This window comes from Okeania sp. SIO3B5, from assembly GCF_010692555.1.
Classification (GTDB): Bacteria; Cyanobacteriota; Cyanobacteriia; order Cyanobacteriales; family Microcoleaceae; genus Okeania.
Window position 1 is genome coordinate 1 of record NZ_JAAHHG010000167.1, and the last position, 19,160, is coordinate 19,160.

14 protein-coding genes are annotated in these 19,160 nt (G+C 37.0%); 5 read left to right on the forward strand and 9 right to left on the reverse strand.

Features of this window, described 5'->3' with window-relative positions; translation table 11 throughout:
• The first annotated feature begins 160 nt into the window (after positions 1-160).
• Positions 161-502, forward strand: coding sequence for a hypothetical protein (locus F6K54_RS21295; RefSeq protein WP_293081564.1), 342 nt, complete (start codon positions 161-163; stop codon positions 500-502).
• Between the two features lie 131 nt (positions 503-633).
• On the opposite strand, the gene F6K54_RS21300 is transcribed toward F6K54_RS21295, so the two are convergent.
• Positions 634-2,436 carry an AAA family ATPase gene (locus F6K54_RS21300; protein WP_293081567.1) on the reverse strand — a complete coding sequence of 601 codons (1,803 nt, stop codon included), beginning with the start codon at positions 2,434-2,436 and terminating at the stop codon, positions 634-636.
• A gap of 149 nt (positions 2,437-2,585) precedes the next feature.
• On the opposite strand from F6K54_RS21300, the gene F6K54_RS21305 reads away from it, so the two are divergent.
• Both F6K54_RS21305 and F6K54_RS21310 read left to right on the forward strand, forming a co-directional pair.
• Complete coding sequence (locus tag F6K54_RS21305; RefSeq protein WP_293081570.1) at positions 2,586-2,855, forward strand: hypothetical protein; 270 nt, start codon at positions 2,586-2,588, stop codon at positions 2,853-2,855.
• Positions 2,856-3,119: 264 nt separating this feature from the next.
• Complete coding sequence (locus F6K54_RS21310; RefSeq protein ID WP_293081573.1) at positions 3,120-3,341, forward strand: hypothetical protein; 222 nt, start codon at positions 3,120-3,122, stop codon at positions 3,339-3,341.
• On the opposite strand, the gene ppsA is transcribed toward F6K54_RS21310, so the two are convergent.
• The 6 genes from ppsA to F6K54_RS21340 all read right to left on the reverse strand — a co-directional run bounded on the left by ppsA (position 3,324) and on the right by F6K54_RS21340 (position 12,978).
• Positions 3,324-5,765 (reverse strand): phosphoenolpyruvate synthase, encoded by a 2,442-nt coding sequence (gene ppsA / locus F6K54_RS21315; RefSeq protein ID WP_293081576.1) that lies wholly within the window; start codon positions 5,763-5,765, stop codon positions 3,324-3,326. The two genes, F6K54_RS21310 and ppsA, sit on opposite strands and share 18 nt — an antisense overlap.
• Before the next feature lie 1,106 nt (positions 5,766-6,871).
• Positions 6,872-8,890, reverse strand: coding sequence for a ribonuclease catalytic domain-containing protein (locus F6K54_RS21320; RefSeq protein WP_293081579.1), 2,019 nt, complete (start codon positions 8,888-8,890; stop codon positions 6,872-6,874).
• A 309-nt stretch (positions 8,891-9,199) separates the two neighbouring features.
• On the reverse strand, positions 9,200-9,418 hold the full coding sequence (rpsR, locus tag F6K54_RS21325) for a 30S ribosomal protein S18 (RefSeq protein ID WP_202220750.1): 219 nt from the start codon (positions 9,416-9,418) through the stop codon (positions 9,200-9,202).
• Positions 9,419-9,682: 264 nt separating this feature from the next.
• On the reverse strand, positions 9,683-11,575 hold the full coding sequence (ltrA, locus tag F6K54_RS21330) for a group II intron reverse transcriptase/maturase (protein ID WP_293081582.1): 1,893 nt from the start codon (positions 11,573-11,575) through the stop codon (positions 9,683-9,685).
• Positions 11,576-12,222: 647 nt separating this feature from the next.
• Positions 12,223-12,411: a 50S ribosomal protein L33 gene (rpmG, locus tag F6K54_RS21335; protein ID WP_124147576.1), complete on the reverse strand. Its 189-nt coding sequence runs from the start codon at positions 12,409-12,411 to the stop codon at positions 12,223-12,225.
• Between the two features lie 36 nt (positions 12,412-12,447).
• The gene (locus tag F6K54_RS21340; RefSeq protein WP_293081585.1) at positions 12,448-12,978 is read right to left on the reverse strand and encodes an RDD family protein; all 531 of its coding nucleotides are present in this window, start codon (positions 12,976-12,978) and stop codon (positions 12,448-12,450) included.
• 752 nt (positions 12,979-13,730) lie between these two features.
• Here F6K54_RS21340 and F6K54_RS21345 point away from each other — a divergent pair.
• Together F6K54_RS21345 and F6K54_RS21350 are read left to right on the forward strand one after the other, a co-directional pair.
• Entirely contained in the window at positions 13,731-14,768 is a 1,038-nt protein-coding gene (locus F6K54_RS21345) for a succinate dehydrogenase/fumarate reductase iron-sulfur subunit (protein ID WP_293081587.1), read from the forward strand.
• Positions 14,769-14,944: 176 nt separating this feature from the next.
• Positions 14,945-15,145, forward strand: a complete 201-nt coding sequence (locus tag F6K54_RS21350; RefSeq protein ID WP_293081589.1) for a chlorophyll a/b-binding protein — start codon at positions 14,945-14,947, stop codon at positions 15,143-15,145.
• Positions 15,146-15,628: 483 nt separating this feature from the next.
• Here F6K54_RS21350 and F6K54_RS21355 read toward each other — a convergent pair whose 3' ends face one another.
• A complete protein-coding gene (locus F6K54_RS21355; RefSeq protein WP_293081592.1) occupies positions 15,629-16,369 on the reverse strand; it encodes a pre-peptidase C-terminal domain-containing protein in 741 nt (246 codons plus the stop codon).
• A 737-nt stretch (positions 16,370-17,106) separates the two neighbouring features.
• Positions 17,107-18,288 (reverse strand): trypsin-like peptidase domain-containing protein, encoded by a 1,182-nt coding sequence (locus F6K54_RS21360; protein WP_293081594.1) that lies wholly within the window; start codon positions 18,286-18,288, stop codon positions 17,107-17,109.
• Positions 18,289-19,160: the final 872 nt, after the last annotated feature.

The window sequence follows — 19,160 nt, forward strand, 5'->3', positions numbered from 1 at the left end:
ATATCATGTCCGGTAGCACCGTTTGTGTATAAAATTAAGGTAAAAATGGGAGAAAACCTTCTGCCTCCTGCCTCCTGCCTCCTGCCTTCCTTCCACCAAAGTCTAATTATTCAACCGGACATGATATAAGTTGACATATACAACCCCGGAATCATTAATTATGGATAGAGAAAAAGAAGCGATCGCTTTACCAAAAAGAACTCAAAAATTTCGGACAAGATTATTTCCTGGAAAGACATTACCTTCTCAAGAAATAGCAAGACGCAAAGCTATCAAAGCAGAATTTAGCGCCCGCTGCAGACCAGTATTTGAAAAACTTCGCCCTAAATTAATTGACAAATATTACAACCATTTTATTGCAGTCGATCCAGACACTCAAGAATATATGATCGACTCATCCTTAGAAAACTTAATTCAAAAAGTCCGCACCCTTTACCCAGATGGTACAGTCAAAGTCGCTATTTATCGACTTAATGAAACAGGAGTTTGTGGCAGAATATAATGTTAGGTAAATTTGGAAATAACGGCGAATTCTTTTTTGAAATACAATTAGTTCTAATAATTAATACTTTGATGTAGGTTGGGTAGAGCGACAGCGAAACCCAACATTTAGTTATAAATATCTTTCCCCATCTAAATTTCAAGAAACTTCTCAATAATTGGTATTAGCAGTTCTTCAAACTTAAGAAAGTCACCCTTTTCACGTCTTTTTTGACAGATATATTCACAGAATTTTATCTTATTAAACTTTGGAATGGTATATTCCTTACCATGGTCACTTATTTTTGGGATATTTTCGTAAAATCTGTCTTCAAATAATTCGACTGGGAAAAGATTTTCAATACCTTTTTTTGCTTTGTTATTCTCAGTATTCTTAGGTATACAACGAATGAATATAGAATCAAAATCTTCACGTTTTTTTCCTGTATCACAGTCATAAAGAAGCAATACCTTTCTAGTAAAATGACTTTGATTATTCACCAGAATTTTTTTTGCAGCATTCAAGTTTGTGTCTCCACCATCTTTTCCTTCCTTGCCAATTTCATCAATTTCTAACTTCTCTAATAAATCTTGATTTCCTAACAATTCCAAGGCTGTTTTGATATATTCAACATCTGTTTTTCCTTCTGTTAATACTAAAGGTTTAGACCCTTCTAAAATCTTTTTTTCAACTGCATCCTCAAAACTCTTTGTCTGACGATAGAACTCAAAAGATTTCTGAAACTCCTCAAATCTTTCGGTAGTAATTTGTTTACCTGTAGGCATTTCCAAAATTTGAATACCATCAGCACTAAATTCACGCTCCATACCAAGTAGAAAAAGTGGCGAATGTGAGGTGACAATAAATTGTACTTTTGGAAATAATTTAACTAGCTGAGGAAGAACTTTGTATTGTAAATCTGTATGGAGATGAGCATCAATTTCATCTATTAAAATAATTCCCTTAATTTCACTTAGATTAATACTTTTTTGAATTTCTGCCATATCTGCATAGCGGATAATTGTCGCAAAAAGATTGAAGAGTAAAGCTTGTCCTGCTGAGAGGTGATTCAATGATGGAACTATTACTCCATTTCCCAAACTAATTGCAATTCGTCCATATTCATGATTTCGATAGTTTAGTACTAATCTAGCTTTTTCATCCTCAATAACTTTACGAAGCAGTTGCTCAACATTCTGTATTCCCATTTTAAGTTCCTTTTTTGAATGGTTAGAATGCGGATGTCGTTTCACTGAAGTTAGGAAGGGAGTATCTGTTTGCTCAACAAACTCTAAGTCTACAAGTGAATCAAGTAATACATCCATCAACCACTGCTGATTATTCTTGGCAGCTCGTTCAACAATTAATGGTTTTCTAAGTTCTCCTGATATCTTTTCATAGTTGCTAAACAGAGGTCGATCTTCTACTGCTCTATAATTTAACCAATGAGGACGCTCATGGCGAGATGATGGGAAAAAACAAACTGCTCCAGTTTGGAAAAAAGTTTCAATTTGCTTTTCATCTCCTTCAACTCCTTTATCATCGGGTTCATTAATTGAAATTGAATTTACTAGCTTCAATTTATTTTTTACCTTCTCGGAATATCGATTTATATCTACTCCACCAAGTTTTTCTACATAATAAAACTTATTATCTGCATCCGAGAATTCTAGAAAACTAAGACTTCCACCAGATAAAGAGTATATATCTCCATCACTAACTACTTTTAAAAACTGACCATAATTAAGGTGCTGTCCTATAACTATGTCCGTAAACTTCTTCTTTGCTAGCTCTGCTAGTGCATCAAGAATATAACTTAATAAAATAGTTTTTCCCGTTCCATTTTTACCTACCAAAATTAACGGTTTTGGATTTCCCGAATCATCTAAGCTTAAGGAAATATCTAGCTTACTAATCGGTCCGACATTTTCAATAAAACATTCGCGGAGATACATCTGTGATATTTAAAATTTAGGCTGCGTTATATTATACCTTGATTTTCATACCTCTTTACTAAAAAATTAAGGAAATTTTGCTAATTGAAGAAACTGCTATAAACTTAAGTATGTACTATATTTCCCAGAAATATTAGGAGCCATTAACTATGGATACAGATATTATTGTTAGCATTACAGCAGATCGTCAACTAGAACTACCACCAATAATTAAACACCAGATTAAACCAGGGAATAGATATAAAGTTTCCATTGCAGAAGACTCAATAATATTCCAAAAAATTCAGCCACCCCAAGACTTAAATGATTGGTTTCGGCATATTGAAGAATTGGGACCAGACCCAAATCAGCCTTCTCTCCAGGAAATTAGTGAAATCGTAAAAGAAGTGCGACAGGAACTTAACGAAGTCAGAAGTTAGAAGTCAGAAGTCAGAAGTTGTTTTTGTAACGGGGATTTGAGCAACTCTCCAAAAACGTTTTGCCTTAAAAGACAGGGTTTTAGACCCAATTATTTTGATAAGTTTAATAAGAAATGAGAGTTGTTTTAGATGTCAATGTTTGGATTTCAGCTTGGCTCTGGGGTGGTGTTTAAAGAAGGCAGAAGGCAGAAGGCAGAAGGCAGAAGGTAGAGGGGCAAAGAAAGGTTCAAAGGGAGAAGGTTTTTTATCACTAATTATCCGGACATGATATTAGAAAATACTTTGAGAAAGGTAAAACTTCAGCCAAGAATACAGTTATTGGCAACAACAGTGGAAGCTCTAGTTTCCATAACACAACAGCGATCGCAATCTTGTCCAACAACTTTGGTTAATTCTCCCCTACTCCCCCGCTCCCCTACTCCCCTACTCCCCTACTCCCCCGCTCCCCTACTCCTGAAAAAGACTTTTTCAGCAAGCCCTACTTAACTTCTCCAACTTCGCCACTTCAACCCGAGTCTTCAATACAGAATCAGGATTCAAACTAATAGAATCAATCCCCAACTCCACCAACAACTTCGCAAACTCAGGATAATCGCTCGGCGCCTGACCACAAATACCAATCTTACGCCCGCACTCATGAGCAATAGTAATCGCAATCTGAATCATTCGCCTCACAGCATCATGGCGTTCGTCAAAAATATCTGCTACCAAAGCCGAATCTCGGTCTAAACCCAATACCAACTGAGTCAAATCATTCGATCCAATAGAAAATCCATCAAACACTTCAGCAAACTGTTCCATTAAAATCACATTACTCGGTAACTCACACATCACATAAACCTGCAAACCATTGCCACCCCTCTCCAAACCATACTTAGCCATCTCCTCTAAAACCTTCATTCCTTCTTGAGGTGTACGACAAAACGGAATCATCGGAATTACATTTGCCAATCCCATTATATCCCGCACTCGCTTCAGCGCCAGACATTCCAAACCAAAAGCTTCCCGATATTTAGGATGATAATAACGAGACGCACCCCGCCAACCAATCATCGGATTTTCTTCATCAGGTTCAAACTGTTTCCCTCCCAATAAATTAGCATATTCATTACTCTTAAAATCGCTCATCCGCACAATAACAGGTTTCGGATAAAAAGCAGCAGCGATCGTTCCCATCCCATAAGCTAGGCGATCAATAAAGAAATCTGCCTTATTTTCATATCCCATAGTCAACTCAGCAATTTTTGCCTTTTCCACCTCATCTTCCACTTCATCAAAGTTGAGCAATGCTAAAGGATGCACCCCAATCTGATTAGCAATTATAAACTCCAATCTAGCCAAACCCACACCATCAACAGGAAGTGCCGATAACCGAAAAGCCTCCTCTGGGTTGCCCACATTCATCAAAATCTGAGTACGAGTTTCTGGCAAATCATCCAATACTGTTTCCACAACCTCAAACGGGAGCAACCCATCATAAACTATCCCCACTTCTCCCTCAGCACAGTCAATAGTCACCGCCTGACTATTGTACAATAGTTTAGTAGCATTTTCGCAACCAACAATCGCCGGAATACCCATCTCCCGTGCAATAATTGCAGCATGACAGGTACGCCCACCTTGGTTAGTAACTATAGCGCTAGCCTTTTTCATAATGGGTTCCCAGTCGGGGTCAGTTTTGTTAGTTACTAATACCTCCCCTGGTTGAAATTCATAAATGTTATCCGTATCCAGAATTACACGTACTTTACCTTCACCGATCGCCTGACCCACAGAACGACCTGTTAACAAGACTTTCCCTTTCTCCTGCAACTGATAACTACGCAAAATATTATCAGATTTTTGAGATTGCACCGTTTCTGGTCGTGCCTGAACTATATATAAACTCTCAGTGATACCATCTTTTGCCCACTCAATATCCATCGGCGTGTAACTACCGCGCACTTGGGAATAATGGTCTTCAATAGTTACCGCCCAATGAGCAAGTTGCAGAATTTCATCATCACTCAGAGCAAACTGTTGTTGCTGTCGCTCTGGTACGGGTACGTTTTTAATCGAATTACCGCCATCATAAACCATTTTCAGAGCTTTAGTGCCCAGGCGTTTGTTGATAATAGTACGGAAACCTTCCCGGAGCGTAGGTTTAAAGACTAGATATTCATCGGGGTTAACTGCACCTTGTACCACATTTTCCCCTAAACCATAAGCTGCTGTAATTAGGGCAGCATTTTTGAATCCAGTTTCAGTATCTATGGAAAACATGACACCGGAGGTAGCAAGGTCGGAGCGCACCATTTTTTGAATGCCAACTGAGAGAGCAACATTGAAGTGGTCGAAACCTTTGAGAGTGCGGTAAGAGATAGCGCGGTCAGTGAATACTGATGCGAAACACTTATGAGCCGCTTTGAGTACACTTTTGACCCCGTGAATATGGAGGTAAGTTTCCTGTTGTCCGGCAAAACTGGCATCTGGCAAATCTTCTGCGGTAGCACTGGAACGCACGGCAACATCTGTATCTTGACCGTAGAGATAACAAAGGGTTTCATAGCTGAGGGCGATCGCTTTTTCGAGTTCTGCTGAAAAGGGTGTATTCATTATCAATGCTCGTGCTTTTTTCCCCCGTTGTTGCAAATTTTTCATATCTTCAACATCAAGGTCAGCAAATAGTTGGCGCAGTTTAGCTTCTAAACCAGCAGATTTAATGAAGTAACGATAGGCGTAAGCAGTGGTAGCGAAACCATTAGGAATATTGATGTTTTTGGGGGTAAGTTGTTGCATCATTTCTCCTAAAGATGCGTTTTTACCTCCTACTAAAGGAATGTCATTAATACTAACTTCATCAAACCACAATACTAAGCTTTTCTCTTTAGCAGTAAAAGTCTTGTTTTTAATTGTTAATGTTTTTAGCATTGCTTTTATTTCTCCTAAAATCAAGCTGTTTCATAGCGCTACGGTACAGCTTGGATACAATTTTTGTCACAAATTTATACTCAAGGCAAATCATTATATTTTTCCCTTGAAAAAGTTATTTTTGTTAACGTTCGACAACCTATATCACATCGATCGCTAACAATTCTTTCTTGATTTATAGTTGTATATTATCCATCTATCTTATTAGAGAAATTTTGTTAAAAAACTTTTTCTCTATATTTATATATTAATTAAACTCTATGTAACTGACAACTTTTCTGAGGTATGCACCTTAGTTACCAAAAGTAAAAAATTGTTGATAGGAGTAGTGTAGAGGTACTTATTACAAAAGATTAAGTGCTTTAATAATTCTATAGAGGGGCTTTAACTACGACTCATCTGAGGTAGACATATTACTGAGAGAGATAATTAAGCTTAAATAGAAATCAAATAACGATTGTTAATCCCTTTTTTTTAATCCCAACTATAGTTAAGTTAATATATAGTAGAAGGAAGAAGGAAAAATATTGCTTTGTCTGAGTTTTAAGCTGTCGATCTGTTCTCACCTTTCCTTCGACTGCTATATTAGGTTTGTTTGGCGTTTTTACTTACATAAAAGGTATTAAATAACCAGTATATATCTGTAAAAATCTTGATTTTAATCTCAAAAATATAGCAACCGTCAGGTTAGTTAGAACAATTAGTGCGAGCATCTTGCTCGCGTTATAAATCATCATAATTACATCATCTTCGGATAATTATAGCAACTGCCAAGGCAGTTAGGAAAAAGGAAAAATATAAAATGATTAGACCATCTCATAGAGACGATATAACAGTCGCACTTGCTCCGCTAACGCTATGTTTCTCCTTTATTTCTTATATTACGTCCGGATAATTAGTGATGAAAAAACTTATCCTCTTGCTTCAACAGTAAATCTTTCTATTTTCCCCTCCAGGGAGGGGTTAGGGGTGGGTACCCTACTCCCCTCCTCCCCATAAGGAAACGGCGACATGGTAACACCCTATCTCCGTGTCTCCGTGTCTCCCCCTCTCCGTGTCCTCAAGAACCCCCTACTTCCCTACTCCTGGATAACTTCTTCAAAAATTTAATTAGCCGCCGCCTCTGCTACAGTCGTAATTACTTCCTGGAATATAACCTCATCTTTACGAGGATCAGCATGAGCAACCTTCACCTCTAGGCGATCGCCCACATTCACAGACCGACCAAACCGCATTGCCAACTCTAACCCCAACTCTTCCAATAACACCAACCCTAAATTAATTTCTTCTTTCAACCACCGAATTATCAACGCTTGCCAAACCTCATCAGAATTACGTCGCAAATATTCCAATCCCCAGTAACGGTTAGTACACCTTTCCACACTAGAAGCTTCCTTGACAGCAGGAACTAAACTCATTACTATTTCTTGCATCTGGTCTCGAGTAAAAGGTAACTCCTCTCCTCGTAAATGAGCTTTAATTTGAAAGTGAGCCAATAGATCGCTATAACGCCGAATCGGAGAAGTAACCTGAACGTAAGTTTCTAAGGCCAAACTAGCATGACGAGCTGGTATAATCCCCATTTCACTTTTAGGCATACATCTACGCATCGCACAAGACCGAACTGGCCCAGCAGGCAATAATATTAGTTCAGCCTCTGGTGGAAGTTCTGGTTGGGGTTGACTGCGATAGGGAAGCGGAATATCATGTTTTTGACCATATTTTGCCCCAACCTCTCCTGCCAAAATCATCATCTCTGCCACTAGCTGCCTTGATGGTGAGTCGTCTAATACCTCTACTTTCACTTCCTCACCTTCAACTTTAATCACTGACTCTGGCATATAGATACTAATAGAACCTTGTGACTGTCGCCACTGAAATCTTTGTTTAGCCCACTGGTTGAGGGCATGAATTTCTGGCTCTAGCTTAATCTTTAACTGTAACATCTCATCTACATCATCATAAGTCAGACGGTAGGTTGGTTTGATTAAGCTAGCGTGAATACTGTATTCTACAACTCCCCCACTTTCATCTAAAATAATCCCAAAACTCAAGGCGCTGCAAATTTTTCCCTGAATCAGACTCATTGGCCCTGTAGCCAACTCTGACGGGAACATCGGAATCATACCTGTGGGTAAATATAATGTAGTAGTCCTTCGCCTTGCGTCTAGGTCTAACTCATCACCAGGAGTAAGTAAACGAGTTGGATCAGCAATATGTACCCATATCTTTTGTCGATCTTCTTCTAAAAATTCGATACTGAGGCCATCATCTATTTCTTTAGTGCTTTCATCGTCTATGGTATAGACTTTTAGATGAGTCAAATCCAAACGGTTTGTGTCTGGATCTGGCTGAGGAGATTTCAGGCAGCTTTGAGCCACTTCTAGTACCTTGGTAGAAAAATGTTTTGGAATCTGACTACGTCGCAAAAATAAATTTTCATGTTCGCTCCATATACCTAGATCCATTAATAGTTTAAACGCTGCTTCTGGAGTTTCTGGTAATTCTAACATGGCCAAGCTATCCATCGCTTGGGCCCGATGAGAAGCTTCTTCTCCATAAGTCGCCAATTTTTCTATTACATCTAGGCGGTTATAATCACTTGGTTGCCACTCTACTTCTTCTCCTGCTAGTCGGTTACGCACCCGGAGTAAAAAGTTTTCTAGTTCTTGTTTTTTTTGCTTTTGGACTTCCTGCTGATGCTTGATTTCTCCTACTTGAGCTACAGGTCGGGGTTCGTAGCGATCGCCTTTTTGCTTAAAGTAGAGTTTATCGTCTGATAATAATATATACGCTGCGTAACATTGGGCTGGTGTTTGTTCTGAAAATAGCAGTAAGGCCATTTCTTCTGGATTTACTGTTTCTGATTCTTCTACCAGTAGTTCCCATGCTAATTCTATACTTGAAGGGTCTATATAAGTTTCTACTTCCTGAAGAAATTTGGGAATTTCTGATGATTTGTAACCTTCTCCTGCTACTTCATAACTGATTTGCTTTGGAGGTATGCTGTGAGATTGACCATTTTCTTCCACCACGACCCAGTTTTTTTTACCATCTGGACGTTCTGTTATGGCTAGTCGCCGTTCTCCATGCAATCTAAATTCAATTAATTTTCCCTTCTCCACATTTATATATCCCGATAAATTTTCAACTGCCTTTGACTAGGTTGTGGTATTTTCTAGTTTGAGATTTTTTGACTTTGGCTTTTGTAAGCATTCAGCCATCAGCTATTAGCTATCAGCCTCAAATTTTGTGCAAATAATTAGGCATCTGGCAAAGGTCGCATTCCGAAACGTCCAAGCTTGGGTTGCTCATCCTCTTTGCGCAAAGCTGACCGCTGACCGCTGAACTGCTGTTTGCGCAGCATTCCGTCAGGAAATGCTTTTTAACTTTTTCAGATTTTCCCAAAATCTCAAATCTCAAACACTTTATCTTCAAGTTTCCCGATTAACGTAGGGTAATAAAGCTACTAATCTAGCTCTTTTGATACTTTTCGTTAAATCTCTCTGCTGTTTTGAAGTTAAACCAGTTATTCTTCTTGGCAAAATTTTACCTCTTTCTGTAATATATTTCTTGAGTAGTTCCACATCTTTATAGTCGATTGGATCTCCTGGTTTAATTGGTGATACTCTTTTGCGGAAGTAATTCGCCATTTCTAATTATTTGTTAGTTATTTTTGTTTAAGTTTTACCGAATAATTAATAATTAATAATTCAATAATTCACGCTTTGAAGCCGACCCTTATTAAGGGAAAAAAAGAAATAATATTTCCTTATATTCAATTCCGTAACGGTTAAAACCCCAAGTAATTATCAATTATCCATTATCAATTATCCATTAATGAACTATTTACTTAGTTAAACTAAGCCAGGTAAGTTACCCTACCCGACTCGTCTTCAGAACCGGACGTGAGACTTTCACCTCATCACGGCTCCTCTCTTAGCCGTCCCTTTTTCATGGGTACATCCCTGCCTTAATATCAGCATATCTTCAACCCATAAATAACCTTCAGGCAAGTCCTGTAACTTTGGTTTTTGATATGTCTTTTTATCTAAGGCAGTTTTAGTATCGTGGCAATGTCGGTGCAACAGTTGTTTATTTTTATATGTGTTGTCACCACCTTCAGACCTTGGTTTGATATGGTCAACTTCAATTAGGTCATTTGGTCTAAAGGTTAGTCCACAAGATGCGCATTTATTCTTTTGCTGTTTTAACAGCGTTGTGACTTCTTTCCTTACGCCTGGGCGTTTACCGATTCTACTACTCCAATAAGTCCAGTCATTGTCATAGGGTGACTTATTACCTTTTACTTTGATGTGCCTAACTATAGGTACATCTGAGTGTAGGTTTAGTATATATTCGCCATCACTAAGTACCCAGTTCTTGGTTCCTTTAACATTGTGGAAATACTTTTTCTTCACCCATTTTGCCGACTTCTTTGGATGCCTTCTATTTGTCCATCTCCATAATCTTTTCCAAAGAAGATTATCCAGTTTGTTAAATACTTCCTTGCTGACTACGGAGGAAAAGTAGTTAGCCCATCCCCTGATTACCGGATTTAGTTTGGCTATTAATGCTTTTACAGGGGCAGTTTTGTGATAGTCACATATATCTGCCAGTTTCCGATAATGAGTTTGAATACTCTTGGAGGATGGTTTAATCAGCGTTTTAAATTCTTGTTTGGTTGACTTTACCTTCCATTGCCTGATTGTAAATCCTAGAAAATCAAATCCGGGTTTATTCCCTTCATATTCCTCTAAGGTGTGAGCAATTCTGGTTTTTTCTGGTTTTAGTTCTAATCCTAAGAGGTTTAACCATTCCTGTATTATGGTCTTTGCTTGCAACACTACTTTGATGTTTTCATGTAAGATTACAAAATCATCAGCATAGCGTATTATGTTGAGACTTTTTACCTTGTTTTGCCAGCTTTTTTGATGACCTTTTTCATTTTTGAGGTCTATAGTTTTGGCAAATTGGTTTAGTCGCTCTTCCATACCATGTAAGGCAATGTTTGCTAGTAGAGGCGATATTACCCCTCCCTGTGGCGTACCTTCCACAGATTCTAGGAATTGATTGTTGTCCAGCACTCCAGACTTTAACCATTGTTTGATTAATTGTCTGTAAGGGGATTTTCCAATTTTTCCTAATAGCTTATTATGGTTAATTCGGTCAAAACATTTGGATATGTCAGCATCAAGAACATATTTAGGTTTATGTTTGATGCTATCAAAGATGGCTTCTATGGCATCATGTGTTGACCGTCCTGGCCTAAAACCGTAACTGTTAGGTTCAAAGCGTGCCTCCCACTCTGGTTCCATACCTAGCTTCACCAAGGCTTGTAACGCTCTGTCATACATCGTGGGGATGCCTAACGGGCGTTTTTCATCTTTACCTGGTTTTGGTATCCAGACTCTGCGGGTCGGGCTTGCCTTGAGGTGGTGTGATGAGAGTAGGTTCACCAAGTTGAATCGTTGCATTGGTGATAGATTTTTAATACCATCTACACCCGCAGTTTTCTTTCCCTGGTTATCCTGTGTCACGCGCCTAACAGCTAGCAACCTAGCGTAATAACTTTTTAAAAGAAGTTTTTGGTATCTGTGCATCTTGCGGAGTTCGCCACGGCTGGATGCTTTGTAAATCAATTTTTGTAATCGGAACACAGATTTCTCTACCTTCTTCCAATTTATATCCTTCCATTTCTGGACCGGATTAATTGAAACTTGTGAGGGTATATCCTCTGTATACCATGCTACGCTTAAAAGTGGTTTAGGATTACCTAACTTTCTTTTTAGTGTCTGAGCTTTATTCATTACTATTCATTGCCTTACATTACGTCTAACAGTGAGGTACGTCTGCAAATTAATGCTTCTTACCCAATCCTACTCTCCCTTTGACCTGCAACATGAGTGCAGATTGACCTTGAATGGCTTCCTAAGTTCTCGACCTATATTCTTAGGTGTCAAAGAGAGGTTTCCTCGTTCCCTTATTCCTTTATTACGACTGATTTAGTGAGGTAAATTCCCCCGGAGGGTTCGATATGGTTGTTGATAACTACAAACAGAAATAGATATCCATTGACCCCCTGACTTTCGTCCTACAATCCATAGCTACCTTCGGAATGGTCGTATTTAACGAGAGTTTAATTACTTCCTGTTCGTCCACCTGTCAGCCTTTGCTCGCGGTATCGTTCCTCGGTAACTGGTATTTTCCCGCTTTTAGACCAGCTTCGGAGATTGATGTTCAGTCTCTACTCCGTGGCCTATGCTGTCAACCCAACAACAGGGCAGATGGAATTTCACCACCAAGGTATATAAGAGTTTTCACAGGTCGTTAACGAAGTTATCCCGTAGGGAAAGTTATTAGCTTCATGTCGTGACCTGGAAGGCTAGATATATCTGCTTCCCAGCAGTCTTGACTAGCCAACGAGTCGCACCTATTTTTAATACTCACTGAATTTTTACTTAATTTCTTTGTGAACTGTATGTTTATTACAGTGAGTACAGAATTTCTTCAATTCTAATCTTGAAGTTGTATTCCTACGGTTTTTAGTTGTTGTATACCTAGACACACCTTGTGAACGTTTATTAGAATTCGTTCTACATTCTGTGCATTCTAGTGTAATCACTATTCTGACTCCTTTGGCCATTTTTCAGTTTCCATGAATGCTAGACACAAATTATTATCATCTCATATAACGTTTGGCTTCGTCAACTAGCCACCTTACCTTAATATCTAGGGAGTAACCACGCATTGTCCCTACTACTATTGTCTGAGCTATTCTGTCATGGAAAGCTTGTTGATATCTTTCAATATCTACTAAAGCTACTGTAAAGTCCAAAAATAAAGGAATTATTAGTAATAAGACAGCAGCATTTCCTGATGTTAAATTACTAATCCCTAACATGGCCAATGCCCCCGATAACGCTAAAATTCCTTCTCGCTTTGATAGTTCTAGGATACCTGGATTTCTTTGGTATCTAGTATCTAAAACTTTCATATCTAGAGCATAGTGTCCTATGCTCTGACCATGGTTTTTATGGACTACTAACACTCGTGTTATTATCCAAAGTACCATAAAAAATAAAATAAACGTGAACCAATTATTGCTAATTATGGCGCTCAAAAACCAAACTACTACAGCATCTATACTGAATGCTGCTACACGACGGGATAGAGGTGCTTTTGGCAATTGGGGTATAATATTGTTACTCATAAGATAGACCTTAATTATTTTTTGGTCTGGTTAGGAAAATATGTAACTGTTTTATTGGCTTTTGTTACTGTTCTATAATTTTATCATGTTTTTTATTTGTCAATTTTTGCTGGTTTTCCAGATAGAAGCTAATATACATAAATTATTACTGGTAGCCATACATAGGACTAATCCAATCTGATTGGCTAAGTTAATAAGTAGTTATTAAATTGAATATGAAATTTAATCTAATTTAATTAAAATATTTATTCTGGTCAATAATCAGTATAATTAATCCATAAATGTTCAAGCTTTGCTTTTAACTTTTAATTTTAATTTTTACCAAAAAAAAGCAATTGTCTTCTGCTTCGTACAACTACTTTGACAGTTAGTATCTTACACAATAACTCAAGCGATCGCCGACATGGAAAGCAAAGTATGAAAAACGGAAAAAGCCGAGCTTCTCTGCATTTTTCAGATATACTTTCCCTCTTTTGTATATTTCATATAGCAATCCTAAATGATTTGTGAAATTTTTTATAATAGTTAAGATTGACGAAAAACCTTAAAAATTCTGAATCCTGACTCCTGACTACCACAGAAATATTACAATTTAAATAGGATTGCTATATAACATATACTACCAAAAAGCTCATGGAACTGTAGTCAAACAAAAATAATATCGTCATCAAAAAACTCATAGTTAATGCTAATATTGTTTTATCTAAAAAAACATAACTAAGCTAGTACAAAATATCTTTAATTTCCGATCGATGAAAGTCAACTTTAATATTGTTCGTCAGCATCAAAATACTACTCCTAGAGTTCAAACTTATACCTTAGAAGTTGAACCAGGCAATACAATTTTAGAATGCCTTAACCGAATTAAATGGGAGCAAGATGGTAGTTTAGCTTTTCGTAAAAATTGCCGTAATACTATCTGCGGTAGTTGTGGAATGAAAATTAATGGTCGTTCAGCTTTGGCCTGTAAAGAAAATATTAGAAATGAAGTAGATAGACTACAAAAAATAGCAAATAATAGTAACAATAATTCTGCTAATACTACTGCAAAATCTATTCCAGAAATAACTATTGCTCCTATGGGCAATATGCCAGTAATTAAAGATTTAGTAGTAGATATGAACAGTTTTTGGCAAAACCTAGAAGCAGTTGAACCTTATATCAGCACAAAAGCACGACAAATTCCAGAACGAGAATTTTTACAGACTCCCACTGAACGGGATAAACTAAATCAAACAGGTAATTGTATTCTTTGTGGAGCCTGTTATTCTGAATGTAATGCTCGTGAAGTTAATCCAGATTTTGTTGGACCACACGCTTTGGCCAAAGCTTATAGAATGGTCGGTGATTCTCGTGACAGTCAAATAGAGAAAAGATTAGAAGAATATAATCTTGACACAGCAGGAGTCTGGGGTTGTACCCGTTGTTACTATTGTAATTCTGTTTGTCCAATGGAAGTAGCGCCTATGGATCAAATAGGTAAAATTAAACAAGAAATTCTTGATCGTAAAGAGAAACAAGCTAGTCGTTCTATTCGCCATCGAAAAGTATTAATTGATTTGGTTAAAGATGGGGGTTGGATTGATGAACGAAAATTTGGTATTCAGGTAGTGGGTAACTATTTTAGAGATATTCAAGGATTATTGAGTTTAGGCCCATTAGGATTAAGAATGTTGGCAAAAGGTAAGTTTCCTTTGACTTTTGAACCTTCTGAGGGGACGGAAATTGTGCGATCGCTGATTGAATCAGTAAAAAAATTGGACAATACATCTACTGAGATAATTCAGTAATTTTATCTGTAATAGACATCTCCAATAATGAAAAATAAAATCAATTATTATCCATAAATTATCAATTATTTTTCCCTGTTCCCTGTTCCCTGTTCCCTGTTTCCTGTTCCCTGTTCTCTCTTTTCTGGAAATGTCTAATAAAAAATATTAAAAGCTAATAGAATTCTATCAATATCATGTCTGAAAATTTGACTTCTCAATCTACATCAGAATCTACTAAAAAAGTTGAAACTACTAAGTCTAATGAACCTGCTTTTGGTTGGAATACTTACGCAGAAAAAATTAATGGTAGGTTTGCTATGGTAGGATTTTTCATTTTGTTATTACTGGAGTTATTTACTCATCAAGATTTTTTTTCTTGGTTAGGTTTGCGCTAAAAAAATCAAGCTTAATTAATGTTAATCGCTAAATTTTTAATTACATTTGGCTACTAGCTATAAGTTATGTTTTGTAGAAAAATTAAGTTTTATTTATTGAAAAGTAAAAGGGGAATTATACACCAAGGAAAATTAAAATTTATTAATAAAATTGGCTATAACATAACCTTAGCTCTTGCTTAAATATGTTCAAAAGCTGATTGCTGTTTGCGCAGCATGACCTAGGAAATACTAATAGCTGAATGCTTACGTTCATTAATTGATAATGGATAATGGATAATGGATAATTACCTCTAGTTAAAACCGAGAGGATTGAATATAAGGAAATATTATTTCTTTTTTCCCCTTAAAAGGGGAGGCTTTAAACCATAATTATTTAATTATTAATTATTAATTATTAATTATTAATTATTCGGTAAAAGTTAATGACTAATCTTGAAAATTGCATTTAGATATTAGCGATTAACCATTAACTTTCTTCAATTATAAATCTGATGTCTGACCTGATTCAATTACTTGGAGATTATACTGACCTCTACCTGTTTTATCATAGGAGTTAACTATTACACGATATGTACCTGTAACAGTTAGAGTAATTGTTAGCTGAGAATTTGTATTTTTCTGACTAACATCATCATGTTCTCCGAGTAATTCACCAGTAGGACTAAATACTGCTAAATAAGTATCAAAGTCAGGACTTTCTAAAATTACAGTTACTACTTGACCTGTTGTTCCTTCAAAAGTATGTTCATCATAAAGACTTTCATCAGATGGAAGTACTAAGTCTTCATCGCTAAGTGTTCCTTCTTGCTGTAGTATTTCTTTTCCAACTTCTTGTTCTTGGGCAGAAGGGGTAGTTTCTTCTGGAGTAGGGGTAGTTTCTTCTGGAGTAGGAGTAGTTTCTTCTGGAGTAGGAGTAGTTTCTTCTGGAGTAGGAGTAGTTTCTTCTGGAGTAGGGGTAGTTTCTTCTGGAGTAGGAGTAATTTCTTCTGGAGTAGGAGTAATTTCTTCTGGAGTAGGAGTAATTTCTTCTGGAGTAGGAGTAATTTCTTCTGGAGTAGGAGTAATTTCTTCTGGAGTAGGGGTATCCTGAGCTAAAATTTCATTAGCATAGCTAGAATTGACAACCAGCAGATGAAATAGAAGCATAGGAAAAAGTAAAGTTTTTCCCATAATACTTAGTAGACTAAAAGGAGCGATCGCCCAAAATCTTGCTTGACGCATTAATCACCTCAAATAAATATAATACTTAAATTTTCCAACTTGATTAGGCAAAGGTTCTCCCGTTATAATCTTCGATTTAACGGGAGAGGAATTGCCGACAGTAAATTAAAAGGATGCCGATTGCTGTTCAAATATAGCAATAAAGAGTAGTATAAAATTATGATAATTACTTAAAACGAGGTGGGTATCATCTTGTCTGCTTGTGGAGGCTATGAGATTAATCAGCCTGTGTTTCGCTTTGCGAAATGTAACGCGCAGCGTTGCGCCAGCAAAACAAGAAACTTCTTTGTTTGAGAAGCTCCCATTATAATCTCCGATTTGACGGGAGAGAACTTCACCTAGCCTACTAGCATAGTGGGAAATAAGCTAATACGCATTTAAAATGGGTATTAGCAAGTCAGAAGTCAGAAATTAGAAGTCAGAAGTAATAGGAGTTTTCCCTTGAATGAGGCATATAACAATAAATTGTTTAAACGCACAACAGCTCGATCGCGAATAATTATTAATTTAAACAATTAAAAGTGGATTTTAGTTAGTAATAATTTTAGTATTTCATATTATTTTAGTTTCAACCCTAGATATCGAGTTAATTTTTTGTAATTGCAAATAATAGTTTACTATGTAGACGACTTTTAAAGTCAAAAATTTTCCATTCTGCTTCGTCTATCTTTACTTGTCAAAATTTTTTTAATTTTCATACCCCTATTAATAAATCAGTAGATAAAATTTCAGACAATTTATCTCTTGTAATTTATCCGTTCGCGCTCAAAGAAAGGTCTAATTCTAGGTGAAACAGACTCAATTTTCAACTGATACTCTCCAGACTCTCCTGCTTCATAAGAATTTGCTAATAACTTGTAAGTTCCATCTTCTGGTAAAGTAATCACAATTCTGGCATTTTTCTCTCCACCGCTATCATCATCTTGAGCTAATTCTTGACCATTTGAACTCAATAAAATTAAGTAAGAATCTATTTTATTGCTGCTCATATCAATAGAAATCTTTTGACCTGCTAAACCCTCAAAAGCGTAAAGGTCATAATAACTATTATCTACAGGTAACACATTAGATTCACTATCCAAATTACCCTTTATTTCTATTAAACCATTAAGGTCTAATTTTTCAGCCTGGCGCTCATCAAACATTGTCGCTTGCTGTTGAGCTACTAAAGGCGCTCTTCCTTCTCGAACCGCTCTTAGAAACTCTGGGACTCTATCTATAGATATGGCAAAACCAATGCCAATATTACCCCCCAATTGACCACGAGTAAATATAGCAGTATTCACACCAATAAGTTCACCAGAACTATTCAATAGTGGCCCGCCAGAATTTCCAGGGTTAATAGCTGCATCTGTTTGGATCAATCCTCTTTCTCGGTCTATACGACTAACTATTCCTACAGTAAGAGTACCTTGAAATCTGCCAAAAGGATTTCCGATGGCAAAAGCTCGCTGACCTACTTTTGTCGAACCTGGACGAGCTATTCTAATGGTGGGCAGGTTTCTTTCTCCTCGAATTTTGAGAACTGCTAAGTCTAAATCTTCTTCACCAAAACCTATGACATCTGCCGTAACTTTTTTACCATTTGCTAAAGTAATTTTAACCACACCGCCTTGAGATACAACATGGGCATTTGTTAATACCATTCCGTCGGGACTGATAATGGCACCACTACCATTAGTTTTATCTGTATCTATAGAAACTACTGCTTGACTAGCTTGTTCATAAACACGAATATTAGTTTTTTCTTCTAGACTTAGAGAAAGTAGTGTTTCTTTTTGGTTTTTATTCAGGGTTCTGGGAATTGTATCTACTTTTATTTGAGCCTTAACTGGAGGAAAATTAGCTAAATTTACACCAACTGCTACTGTTACTATAAGTATTCTTAATGTGGTTTTTTGCAAAAATTTGGCATTCATTTGTTGCTTGTCACGTCTAGTTGATATTTAATATTATTACGCAGTAATTTTTTGAAAAAAGAGTTATATAGCAGAAGAAAGAAGGAAGAAGGAAGAAGGAAGAAGGAAAAGTACTATACCAATTCCCAAAAATAATGCTATACTTCATGAAGACTTCAGTTATTAAGTAATAATAATGCTTCAGTAATGTTTGTAACGATTATTGGTGTTAAACCAAGATATCTTATGTCTTTTAACTCTACTCCCTACTCCCTACTCCCTACTCTCATCATACTTTATGGAGCAAACCCTAAGTATCATTTCTGAGGTAAAATACCTCTTTTTTTTTCTTCTTTGCTAAATAACTAGGGCTTGCTGATTAAATCTAAAAACATTGACATATAAAGACTTTAGCCTTTTTGGGGTTGAATTGCAGTGCGCCTGTTTCAGCTCTTCACGCTCAAAAAGTTAGTATTTTAGGCGCATAGTTGGGCAGAACAATCTTGGGACAATTATTACTCCTACCCTCCTCGCTCATTCCCCGTTTTTCCTGTCTTCCCCTCCTGGGAGCAGGGCTGTTTTAAAGTATTTAGGACTTACGCAGATACGCTATATATAGCGCTCAAAACTGTTGTCCAATAGTACTTGCACTCTATAAATAGTGCCTTTGCGTAAGTCCTGGTCTTGTAGATTGAAGGATGAGCGGGAGAACGGGAGTAATGGGGATAGTGGAACAGTGAAATTTGCCAAAATTTGCCGATTTTGAGCGCCAATAAGCGTCTTTAAACTCTGAGAGAATATTTGGTTCAACGCCGCTTAAAAGCCTCCATCCCCGTGTCTCCATTTCTCCGCGTCCCCGTGTCTATCGAGAATGAAACAGCCCTGCCATCCTA